This window comes from Paraburkholderia nemoris (genome assembly GCF_905221015.1).
Classification (GTDB): domain Bacteria; phylum Pseudomonadota; class Gammaproteobacteria; order Burkholderiales; family Burkholderiaceae; genus Paraburkholderia; species Paraburkholderia nemoris.
Genome location: NZ_CAJNBO010000001.1, coordinates 89,675 through 101,203 on the forward strand (window position 1 = coordinate 89,675; position 11,529 = coordinate 101,203).

An 11,529-nucleotide genomic window follows, 5' to 3' on the forward strand; every position below is an offset into this window, starting at 1 on the left:
GGCATTTTTGACCTGGGTATTCGTCAAACCATTGCCAGTTCTTGTGGCCAAGGGTTTCCCCACCCTCCTGAAAGCACGCGTCGCGCATCGCGGCAACCCGCCGCTACGGCCGCTCACGGCGTATCAAACACGAATCATCGCGTGATGCGAACTCCCTTCTGCGGGGTACGCCGAATCGGACTGCTCCGTCCAGCAAGGCTTTGATGGCACATGGCACAGCGCGTGCAATAAGCGAGTCACAAAGCGAAACACGTTGCAGCCGGGAAGCAGCAAACGAGCAGTAGCAGCAGAAAAAATCCCGGCAGCAGCAACAGTCTTCGTAGAACGCGTCGGGGAGTTCAACGCGCTTTACGGGGTGCGGCGGGGCCAACGAAAAACGGATGTCGATAAAGCACGGCACGAACGATCGATACGGGGTATCGACGATTCGCGACCGGGACGACGTGAAGCGCTGACCTCGCCACTTTTTCCGTCTCTGTGGACGGGCCTCAACGCCGCACCAGCGGACCTGTTTTCAGGCAGATGGGGCGGCACAAACCGAAGTCAACTTTCACTCTTACGGGGGTTAGCATGAAGAACACGATCCAACAATTTCTGCGCGAAGAAGACGGTGTTGCAGCGATCGAATACGGCCTGCTGGCCGGGCTGATTGCGGTGGCGATCATTGCGACTGTGACGACGATGGGTACGAACCTGAAAGCCGTGTTCACCACCATCTCGAACAAGTTGGCCACTGCCGCGGCCTGACGTACCGCACAGCCCCAGCCGCAAAACCGATCGCCCGCCCTGTCTCGACGTTCTTTCGAGATAGGGTAGCGGCGGCTCGGCGCTTAAAAGAAGCGACTCCAGAAGGGCAATTCGATCCTTGAAACGGAGCAGACAATGAACGGGGTTCCTTTTCCGGTTGGACCGTGCGTAATGACGTTGGCGTTGCTCGTCGCCTTGTGGGACTTGCAAACGCGCCGGATTCCTAACTGGTTGGTGGCGACAGGATTGATCGTAGCGATACCGGTGCAATGGTTCACGCAGGGCGGTGTCGACGGGATGCAGATGTGGCTGGGCGGCATGCTCGTAGGCGGCGCGATATTTCTGCCGGGCTACGCGATGCGGCTGATGGGGGCGGGCGACGTGAAGCTGATGGCAGCAATCGGCGCTTTCTGCGGCGCGTACGGCGCACTCGAAATAGGTTTGGTGACCTGTGTGATTGGCGGAATCGGGTCGCTTGCAATATTGCTCCGGCGGCGCCAGATGCGCGCCGGACTGAGCGGAGTGGCGACATTGCTGATCAGTTGCACGACGCCGGGAAACGGCACAAAGCAACGGCTGGGCAGTGTGGCTGAGAGTAGTGCGACGGGGACCATGCCGTACGGAGTGGCCATAGCAATAGGTAGCGCACTCGTGTTGTTCTACAGCGTGTGACGCAGACCCGCAGGCAAAAAATCGGGGGTTGAAAATGAAAAACGCGCGCGCTGTAACGATGCTGCTGATCGCGACGCTGGCCGGTCTCACCGCGGTGGTATTCGCCTCGCGCTGGATGGCTTCGCAGGCGTCGAATGCTACGACCAAAATCGTGGTAGCCGCAACCGATATCAATCTCGGTCAGCGGATTGGACCAGACTTCCTCAAAGTCGCCGAATGGCCGTCGGACAGCGTGCCGCCCGGCGCGTTCACCGACGTCCAGAAACTCGATGGTCGCGTGATAAAGGAAAGCCTCTTGCATGGTGAACCGATTGTCGACGCGAAGCTGACACCGGTCGGCACGCTCGGTGGTCTGTCGGCGGTCATCGGCGAAGGCAAGCGGGCCATCACGGTGCGGGTGAACGACGTGATCGGCGTAGCAGGCTTCGCGTTGCCGGGCAACTACGTCGACATCATCGTCAACACGCAGAAAGACAATCGTGATCCCGGTACGCAGCGCGATCAGAACATTTCGAAGATCGTGCTCGAAAAGATTCTCGTGCTGGCCGTCGCTCAGGAAGTGGGCCGCGACGAAACCAAGCCGAAGGTGGTCGATGCGGTGACGCTCGAAGTGTCGCCGGAACAGGCCGAGAAAATCGACCTGGCGCGCAGCATCGGCACGCTCTCACTGGTGTTGCGCAACCAGATCGACCCGCAGGCGATCGACACTGCCGGCGCGACCAAGGCAACGCTGCTCAAGATGCCGGTTGCAGTAGTCGCCGCGTCTGAACCGAAACCGGTGCACATCGTACGGAAAGTGGCGGTGCGCGCGCCGGGCAACTGTGTCCGCGTGCTCGACGGTGCCGACGCACGACAAGAATGCTTTTGACAGGCCTTAGCCTGCAAGCCGTGACCGATATGCGTGGCTGACTACCAGGTCCAGCGCGTTAAAAAAACGGCACATAACGGGGGTAGGACATGAAAGCCAGAACGAATCAGCGCGCTAGCGCGCCGCAGGACCCGCTTGGCCCAGGTGAATCGCGCGGATTGCATGCGCGCTCAGCCCGCGGCCGGACCCGGATCGCTGAAGCTTGCACCTGCGTGGTGGTCGGACTGTATCTGTCAATGCTGCCGGTCGCGCAAGCGGCCGGACAGAATGCGGCTGCCAATGTGCCGAGTTTGCCGGATATGCCGGTCACGATGGCGTCAAACGGAGCCGTGCATCTGACCATCGCGGCAACGGGCATGAGCGGCGGCGCCTCTTCCGGCGGCGCGGCCCAGGCCAGCCGCGGACCCAACTGCAGTGGCCCTGTTGCCGAACATACCTCGGTGACGATCCCGGTCGGCAAATCCGCGATGGTCGATGTGCGCGAACCCGTGCGCAGCCGCACCGTCGGTAATCCGTCGATCGTGCAGGCGATGCTGGTGTCACCGCAAACGCTTTATCTTCTCGGCTCGGACGTCGGTGCCACCAACATGATCGTGCAAGGCCGCAGCGGCTCCTGCACGATTATCGACGTGAGCGTCGGCGCGGACCCGGGCGGCCTGCAGCAGACGCTCGCCGCGCTGATGCCGGAGGAAACCGGCATCCAGGTCAAAACAGCCGCCGATACGCTGGTGCTGACCGGCACGGTCACTGATGCAGTCAAGGCCGAGCGCGTGATGGAACTGGCGCGCGCCTTCGTGGCCCGGCCGACCACCGCGTTGCAAGGCGGTGCGCAGATGGGAAGCGGTCCGTTGCCGATCGGTGCGGCGCCGCGCGCGATGGGCGTGCCAGCGCCGGCACCGGCGCTCGGTGGCGGGAGTGGCGAGCGCATCATCAACATGATGCATGTGGCTGCACCGCAGCAGGTCATGCTCGAAGTGAAGGTCGCCGAAGTCTCGAAGACGCTGATCGACCAGCTCGGCGTCGCGGCCAACATCCAGGGTGGCATCGGCAGCTGGAGTTTCGGCTTGCTGGCCAATTACCTGTCTGGCGGGTTGAGCGCGCTGACTGCCTCGAAGGCGAACAATCTGCCGCTCAACCTCGCGGTCGATGCGCAGAAAACCGATCAACTCGTGAAGATCCTCGCCGAGCCGAATCTGATGGCGATCAGCGGCCAGGAAGCGAGCTTTCTCGCGGGTGGCAAGGTCTACATTCCCGTACCGCAAAGCAACGGCGCTGGCGGCACGACGATCGTGCTGCAGGAAGAACAATACGGTGTCGGGCTAACCTTCACGCCGACGGTGCTCGAAGGCGGCCGTATCAATCTCAAGGTCTCGCCGGAAGTGTCAGAGCTGTCGTCGACCGGTGTGGTGGTCACTGCCGGCAACTCGAACACGACGTCGATCCTGCCGCTGATCACGACGCGGCGCGCCTCGACCACGCTGCAGGTGTTCGACGGTCAGAGCTTCGCGATCGGCGGTCTCCTGAAGAGCAATGTGACCGGCTCGATCAAAGGTCTGCCTGGCGCGGCTGAACTGCCGGTGCTCGGCGCGCTGTTTCGCAGCACCAGCTACGAGCAGGACAAGACCGAACTGGTGTTTGTCGTGACGCCGCGTCTCGCCAAGCCGCTGCCGCAGCACTATCCGCTGCCGACCGACGGTTTCAGCGACGCCAACGAAGGGAACGTGTATCTGACCGGCCATATGGAAGGCACGAAGCGCGCCGCGCCTGCAGCGGGGGCCATGGCACCGGTTGCACCGAATTCGCCGAACGCGCCTTCGACACCGGCCGCGCCTGACACGCCCGCGGCAATCAGCCAGACACCTGTCGTGACTACGCCAGTCGCAACGCCGGCCACGTCGACGCATCCGTTGCCACCCACGCAACCCAAGCCAGGCCAGGACGATCGTACGCCGGCCCCGGTGGCCGCGACCACCCCGGCCCGGTCATCGACGGCAACGGCTGGCGGCGCGTCGCAATTGCTCACCGCTGTGAAGCCCGACCCCGCCCACGACGCTGCGCTCGTCAGCCAGGCATCGGCGGCCGGCGCCGACTCACACGCCGCGCGCTGAATCGCGACTCATCGGAGATCGACATGACATCCACCAAGACACTGATCCGCGCTGCCGTGTGCGCAGGTCTGAGCGCCGCGCTCGCCGGCTGCTTGACTTCAACCCCGCACTGGGACGCGACGTTCGGCGACTCAGTCAACCAGATCAAGGAAATGCAGACGCTCAACCCGCAAGCCTCGGCCAATACCGATCCGGTCGCGGGCGTCGACGGCAATGCGGCGGCCGCAGCACAGAAGAGCTACACCAAATCGTTCACGGCACCGCCTCCGCCGACCAACAGCCTCACGATCGGCGTCGGCTCATCGAGCAGCTATTGAAACAGCGCGGCCAGGCGGCTCGGGCTCGAGCCAGCGGAGACACACCATGATCGACATTCTCCTGATTTCGTCCAGCGCGGAGCGCGCGCCGCACATCGCAGCGCGTCTCGAAGCCAGCGGCGTTGCGTTCCGTCTGCGCACGCTGCACGGCACCGCGAAGCAGTTGCGCGTGCATGCTGCGGCGATCAAGAGCGCGGATCTGCTGATCGTCGACGATGCCGAGTTGACGCCACGCGAACTGGGTGGCGTGGAAGAGGCGTTGTCCCACACGCCGAATCTGCACTGCATGCTGGTGACGCCCGCACCGTCGACCACGCTCCTGGTGGCGGCGATGCGCGTGGGCGTGCGGCACGTGCTTTCCTGGCCGCTCGACGAACGCGAAATCGGCGATGCGCTCGCGCATATCTCGGCGAAGAAAACCGCAGGCGTGCGTCGCGACGGACGCGTAGTGTCGTTCACATCGTGCAAAGGCGGCAGTGGCACCACGTTGATCGCCGTGAATCTCGCCTACACACTGGCCGCGTTGCGCGACAAACGCGTGCTGCTGATCGATCTGAACCAGCAGTTCGCCGACGCGAGCCTGCTGGTGGCCGATAAGCCGCCACCCGCGACGCTGGCTGACCTGTGCGGGCAGATCGACCGCCTCGACGTGGCGCTCTTCGAAGCTTGCGTGATGCACGTGCACGCGAATCTCGACGTACTGGCCGGCGCGGGCGATCCGGTCAAATCGGGTGAACTGCGCGCCGCGCATCTGGAGCGGATTCTGACGCTGGTGCGTGAGCAATACGATGCGGTGTTGATCGACGTCGGCCAGAACGTCAACCCGTTGGCGATTCACGCGCTCGATCACAGCGACTCGATCTGGATGGTGGTGCGGCAGAACATCCTGTATCTCCATGCTGGCCGCCGCATGCTCGACATCTTCAGGGAGCTCGGCTATCCGGCGAGCAAGGTCAAGGTGATCGTCAACCAGTACGACAAGAAGGCGCGCATCGATCTCGCGACGCTCGAAGCAACGCTCAACGCAAAGGTCGCGCACCGGCTGCCGCGCGACGAGAAACAGGCGACTGAGGCGCTGAACCATGGCGTGCCGCTAGTGACGTCGGCGAAAGGCAGTGCGCTTGCACACGGCATCTCGCTACTGGCCGAGATGCTCTGGCCGCAGCCTGTAAGGGCGCGCAAGAGTGTGCTCGGGCGTCTGTTCGCAAGCAGGACGAATACTTCTAATCCGTCGAACGCATCGAAATCGCCGCCGCAACTGAAGGCCGGACATTGAACCCGGCCAGGTCCGACTGAGCCCGGTTGCCATCGAAAAGAAAAGCGGAGAGCACCATGTCATTGCGCGAACAGTTAATGATGCAAAACGGCACCATGCCGTTCGACGGCAGCAGCGGAAGCACCGCGGCAGCAGCGGGCGTTGCGGCCGAAAGCCTCGCGGCACGGCGCGCGTACCAGCAACTCAAGATGAACGTTCATCAGGCGATCATCGACCGGGTCGAGCTCGACAAGCTGCAACGCCTGTCGCCGGAGCAGATCAAGCGCGAACTCGCGCAACTGGTGGAGCGGATCCTCGAGGAAGACAAGATTCCTATGAACGAGCTCGAGCGCCGCCGTCTCGCGCAGGACGTTCACGACGAAATGGTTGGGCTCGGCCCGCTCGAACCGCTGCTCAACGACCCGACCATCTCAGACATTCTTGTCAACACGTCGCAGCACGTGTACGTGGAGCGGCGCGGCCGCCTCGAACACACCGACGTGACCTTCTACGACGACGCGCATCTGATGAAAATCATTGAGCGCATCGTCTCGCGGGTGGGTCGCCGGATCGATGAGTCCACGCCGATGGTCGACGCGCGTCTGCCCGACGGCTCTCGTGTCAACGCGATCATTCCGCCGTCGGCGATCGACGGTCCGCTGGTGTCGATTCGTCGCTTCGCCGTGAATCCGCTGACGGTTGCCGACATGATTAACAACCAGAGTTTTACGCCCGCGATGGCGCAATTGCTCGAAGCGCTCATCAAATCGAAGCTGAACGTACTAATTTCGGGCGGCACAGGCAGCGGTAAGACCACGTTGCTCAATCTGCTCTCCGGCTTCATTCCCGAAGATGAGCGCGTCGTCACGATCGAAGATGCCGCAGAACTGCAGATGCGCCAGCAACACGTGCTGCGACTCGAGACGCGGCCGCCGAACATCGAAGGCAAGGGTGAAATCTCGCAGCGCTCGCTGGTACGCAACGCGCTGCGGATGCGCCCCGACCGCATCGTGCTCGGCGAAGTTCGCGGCGCCGAAGCGCTCGACATGCTGCATGCAATGAACACCGGCCACGAAGGGTCGATGGCGACGCTGCACGCGAACACGCCGCGCGATGCGTTGACGCGGCTCGAAAATATGGTGGGCATGGCGGGCCTGACGATGCCAATCAAGGCGGTGCGCCAGCAGATCGCATCGGCGATCACGGTGGTGGTGCAGGCTTCGCGTTTGACCGACGGCCGCCGCAAGCTGATGAGCATTCAGGAAATCACCGGTATGGAAGGCGACATCATCAACATGCAGGAAATCTTCACGTTCAAGCGGACCGGCGTCGACGAAAACGGCATGATCAAAGGGCATTTCTGCGCGACCGGCGTACGACCGAAGTTCTGCGAGCGGCTGGCGGGTTTCGGCATTGCGTTGCCGGACCAGATGTTCGATCCGGCACGGCGCTTCGAGGTATGAGCATGCCTAACACAATGGCTTCAGGGAGGCGGATATGAACACTTCGTTTATCGGCTTTGCGGTGCTGGCGTTTCTTGCGATCGTGCTGCTGATCGAAGCCGTCTATCTGTTCTGGAACAGTCGTCATGGCACGGCCGTCAAGCGCATGGATGAGCGCCTTCGCGCAATCTCGGCGGGCGGTAATGTCAGCAAGGAGCAAATGTCGATCCTCAAGCAGCGCCTCTTGAGCGAATCGCCGTTTGTCACACGGCTGCTGCTGCGTGTGCCGCGTGTGCATACGCTCGACCGGCAGTTGCAGCAGGCCGGGATGCGCTGGTCAGTGGCGCGGTTTGCCACCTATACGCTGTTGTGCGCCGTCGCCGGCGCCGTGCTGGGCTTCCTGATGCAGGTGCCAGCTATGGTGATAGTGATTCTGGCAGGGGTGCTGAGCCTGCTGCCCGTGATGATCCTGCGCCGCAAGCGCGCGAAACGCGTGCTGCAACTTGAACGCCAGTTGCCCGACGCAGCCGACCTGATTGCTCGTGCCCTGCGTGCGGGCCACTCGTTGCCCGCCGCGCTCGGCATGGTCGGCGAGGAACTGCCCGAGCCGCTCGGAGGCGAATTTGCGCTGGTGTTCGACGAGATCAACTATGGCGTGTCGATGAACGACGCGCTCCTGAACATGGTGAACCGCGTACCGGTCGAGGATCTGCGCTACTTCGTGATTGCTGTGCTGATTCAGCGTGAAGCGGGCGGCAATCTGGCGGAGATTCTCGGATGCATCGCCGGCATCATTCGCGAGCGCTTGAAGCTTCTCGGCAAGGTGCGGGTGCTGTCGGCAGAAGGGCGGTTGTCGGCATGGGTGCTCGGCGTCCTGCCGTTCGCGATTCTCGGCCTGCTATCGGTCCTCAATCCGGGTTATATCACTGTGTTCTGGAAAGACCCGGCGGGTGTGCAACTTGCCGGTATCTCACTCACGATGATGCTGTTCGGCATCTTGTGGATGCGCAAAGTCGTGCGCATTCGTATCTAGACCGCTGGTTCCAAAGGTTCGGAAAGAGGAGCGCGGGTTCTGCCCGCAGACCATGAAAACAGAACAGATCGTTATGCTGGGGGTGATGTTCCTGATCGTGTTCGGCGCCGCGCTGAAAGCGATGATGCTGCTGAAACCCGATCCGGTGCAGCAGCGCATCGAGAAGGTCGGACAGTCCGGCGCCACGAACCATGCCGATGCAGAAGACGAGGCCGGTGCACAGAAGAGCTGGGTCGAAACCGTCACCAAGGTATCGGAGCGTGTCGCTAGGCTTTCGCTTCCGAAAGACGACTGGGACAAGTCGGCTCTGCGCCTGCGCTTTGCGAATGCGGGCATTCGCACGCCATCGGCGCCGGCCATCTATTTCGCCGCCAAGACGCTGCTGGCGCTCGTTCTGCCGGCCGTTGCGCTAATCTTTCTCGGCAACAGTTTCGACGCTGACAAGCGGATCTGGTTGTTGCTGGCGGAGTTGGGGGTGTCGGCGGTCGGTTTCTATTTGCCGAACCTGGTACTCACACGTCTGATCGAAAACCGCCAGCGCAAGCTGTTCGAAGACCTGCCCGACGCGCTCGACCTGATGACCGTGTGCGTGGAAGCGGGCCTCGGGCTCGATGCGGCGATGATGCGTGTCACCCAGGAAATCGGCGTCAAGAGCCACACGTTGAAGGACGAGTTCGAGATGGTGCTGCTGGAATTGCGTGCCGGATCGGGTCGCGACAAGGCGTTGCGCAATCTGTCGCTGCGCACCGGCGTGGATGATATCGACACACTCGCCGCGATGCTGATTCAGGCAGACCGCTTCGGCACTAGCGTCGGCGATTCGCTACGCGTTTATACCGACAACCTGCGCACCAAACGGCGCTTGCGCGCCGAAGAGCAGGCTGCGAAGATCGCATTAAAACTGCTCTTTCCTCTGATGTTTTTTATTTTCCCGACGCTTCTGGCCGTGCTAGTCGGTCCGTCGGCGATCCAGGTCGTGCGTCAGCTGTTCCCGGCCATGGCTGCCATGTCGGGTGGTTGAGCGATCGAGCGCACCGTATCTACCGGGGAATTACATGTTTGCGTCGAGCCCGTTTCCTGAACTGCTGCGCCACGTTACTCACTGGTTGGGCGGCTATGCGCTCGCACTGGTGATGATGGCTGTGGGCGCGGCGCTAGAGCGGCGCTGGCCTGTCGTGTTGCTGCAATCGCGCGCCGGGATACGCTTTAACCTCATCTACGCGGCGCTGTACATGGTGCTCGCAGAGGTAATGCGGCCGCTGACAGCAGTGATCAGCGTCGCAGTGGTCAACGCGCTCGGCGGCGGCTGGGTCGTGCTCGCCTCGCAGGGGTGGGGCGCATTGGCTTCCATCGTGGTCGTGGTATTGACGATCGATCTGCTGGAATATGCATTTCACCGCTTGCAGCATGCATGGCCCGTGCTATGGAAGTTGCATTCGCTGCACCACAGTGCCGCTGATTTCAATGTCACGGTGACGTTCCGGCATCACTGGTTCGAAGTGTTCATCAAGGGCTGTCTGCTCTATCCGGTGGTCGGCGTGCTATTCAAGGTCGAGCCATGGATTGTCGGCGTGAGCTCCATCGTGTTCATGTTCGGCAATTATTTCGCGCATATGAATCTGCGCGTCGACCTGGGCCGCTTCACGACTTGGGTCAACAATCCGCAGTATCACCGCTTGCATCACTCGATCCGCGCCGAGCACTTTGATCACAACTTCACGCAACTGCTGCCGCTGTGGGACCACCTGTTCGGCACGTTGTGGGTGCCGGCAAAGCACGAATGGCCCGCCACCGGTCTGAACGACGGCGCGCAACCGCGTTCGTTGCTGGGTGCGCTGAGCTGGCCGCTGCGCTCGCAGACCGGCGGGAGCGCCAGATTGGACGGCGAGCGGATTGCAATCCTGAACAAGGAGGCGAAATGAAAGCCACTTGCAAAGTTACTCGTCCGGGATTCGCACAACGGAAGACGCGCAAGCAACGCGGCGTAGCGACGATTGAATTCGCACTGCTCGCGCCGGTGCTGTTCCTGCTGTTGTGCATTGCGATGGATTTGGGGGTTGCGTTGTGGGTCAACCTGACGATGCAGTACGCCGTGCGGGAAGGCGCGCGTTACTCGGTGACCGGTCAAAGCAACCTGGATCCGAACGCAACCAATCAGCAGCGCTATCTGGCGATCGTGCAGGAAATCAAGGACAGCTCGATGGGACTCTACACGCTCGTTTCGCCGAGCTATGTGATCACCATCAACGGAGCAACCCAAACCTACAACACGCAGACCAGTTACAGCACCGGCATGTTCGGCAATCCGGGCGACATCGTCGTGTTGCAGATCAATTGCATCTGGCCGCTGCTGACACCGCTGGTCAAGCCGTTTTTTGCCAACGGCCAGTTCAGTTTTAGCGTCGCGGCGACAATGCGTAACGAGGGCTTCTGACATGCGCACCCGTTCTTCGCCAAGAAGCCGCCACGCAACCAGAGGCATCGTCAGCGTGGAAATGGCGCTGTTGCTGCCGGTGCTGGTGGCGCTCGCATTGCCCGTCTACGACATTGCGCGCAACATCCAGGCACAGATGATTCTGATCAACGTGAGCCGCGAGGGCGCGAGCCTGTCGTCGCGGGCATCGCTTACGTATCCGATGCAGACCATCATGTCGTCGTTGACTTCGACCACTCCGCCACTGGATATGGACGCGCACGGGATGATCTACATCACCGAAATCATGGGCAACAACAACTGCGACAGCAACGGCAACAACTGTACCGGCGTCGTGGTCGCCCAGTATCGCTGGAACGGCGGCAATTATTTCCCGGCGAGCCAACTGTGGAGTTGCGGCAGCAGCGGCACACGCTGGGCGACCGACGGCAGCGGCAGTTGCAGCGGCATTCCGGCGGCAGGGACCAAGTCGCCGGTGGTGAACCTGCTACAAGGCAAGCTTTCCGATGGCCAGATCGCCTATGCAGTCGAGACGTTTTATTTGCAAACACCGCTGCTTGGTTCACTGGATCTGGGCAACGGCGTCAAGACACCGGCGCTCTCGCCGAATCTCTATGCGATGACGGTGTTCTGATTCAAGCAGGTACTGACTC

General features: G+C 61.8%; 12 protein-coding genes. All 12 read left to right on the forward strand.

The genetic code is table 11. From position 1 onward, the window contains the following. The first annotated feature begins 570 nt into the window (after window positions 1-570). On the forward strand, window positions 571-747 hold the full coding sequence (locus KHO33_RS00425) for a Flp family type IVb pilin (RefSeq protein WP_200562177.1): 177 nt from the start codon (window positions 571-573) through the stop codon (window positions 745-747). 135 nt (window positions 748-882) lie between these two features. Continuing rightward, window positions 883-1,419: an A24 family peptidase gene (locus KHO33_RS00430; RefSeq protein ID WP_200562175.1), complete on the forward strand. Its 537-nt coding sequence runs from the start codon at window positions 883-885 to the stop codon at window positions 1,417-1,419. 34 nt (window positions 1,420-1,453) lie between these two features. Further along, complete coding sequence (gene cpaB, locus KHO33_RS00435; RefSeq protein ID WP_200562173.1) at window positions 1,454-2,287, forward strand: Flp pilus assembly protein CpaB; 834 nt, start codon at window positions 1,454-1,456, stop codon at window positions 2,285-2,287. 89 nt (window positions 2,288-2,376) lie between these two features. Continuing rightward, on the forward strand, window positions 2,377-4,395 hold the full coding sequence (locus KHO33_RS00440; RefSeq protein ID WP_234480414.1) for a type II and III secretion system protein family protein: 2,019 nt from the start codon (window positions 2,377-2,379) through the stop codon (window positions 4,393-4,395). A 23-nt stretch (window positions 4,396-4,418) separates the two neighbouring features. Further along, complete coding sequence (locus KHO33_RS00445) at window positions 4,419-4,712, forward strand: hypothetical protein (RefSeq protein WP_200562172.1); 294 nt, start codon at window positions 4,419-4,421, stop codon at window positions 4,710-4,712. A 46-nt stretch (window positions 4,713-4,758) separates the two neighbouring features. Then, window positions 4,759-5,988 (forward strand): AAA family ATPase, encoded by a 1,230-nt coding sequence (locus KHO33_RS00450; protein WP_200562170.1) that lies wholly within the window; start codon window positions 4,759-4,761, stop codon window positions 5,986-5,988. Between the two features lie 56 nt (window positions 5,989-6,044). Then, entirely contained in the window at window positions 6,045-7,430 is a 1,386-nt protein-coding gene (locus KHO33_RS00455; RefSeq protein WP_200562168.1) for a CpaF family protein, read from the forward strand. Window positions 7,431-7,464: 34 nt separating this feature from the next. Next, a complete protein-coding gene (locus KHO33_RS00460; RefSeq protein ID WP_200562166.1) occupies window positions 7,465-8,442 on the forward strand; it encodes a type II secretion system F family protein in 978 nt (325 codons plus the stop codon). 52 nt (window positions 8,443-8,494) lie between these two features. Continuing rightward, window positions 8,495-9,463 carry a type II secretion system F family protein gene (locus KHO33_RS00465; RefSeq protein WP_200562164.1) on the forward strand — a complete coding sequence of 323 codons (969 nt, stop codon included), beginning with the start codon at window positions 8,495-8,497 and terminating at the stop codon, window positions 9,461-9,463. A 34-nt stretch (window positions 9,464-9,497) separates the two neighbouring features. Then, window positions 9,498-10,364, forward strand: coding sequence for a sterol desaturase family protein (locus KHO33_RS00470; RefSeq protein ID WP_200562162.1), 867 nt, complete (start codon window positions 9,498-9,500; stop codon window positions 10,362-10,364). Further along, on the forward strand, window positions 10,361-10,876 hold the full coding sequence (locus KHO33_RS00475) for a TadE/TadG family type IV pilus assembly protein (RefSeq protein WP_200562160.1): 516 nt from the start codon (window positions 10,361-10,363) through the stop codon (window positions 10,874-10,876). Before KHO33_RS00470 ends, KHO33_RS00475 begins: the two co-directional genes overlap by 4 nt. Before the next feature lies 1 nt (window position 10,877). Further along, a complete protein-coding gene (locus KHO33_RS00480) occupies window positions 10,878-11,510 on the forward strand; it encodes a TadE/TadG family type IV pilus assembly protein (protein ID WP_200562158.1) in 633 nt (210 codons plus the stop codon). Window positions 11,511-11,529 lie beyond the last annotated feature (19 nt).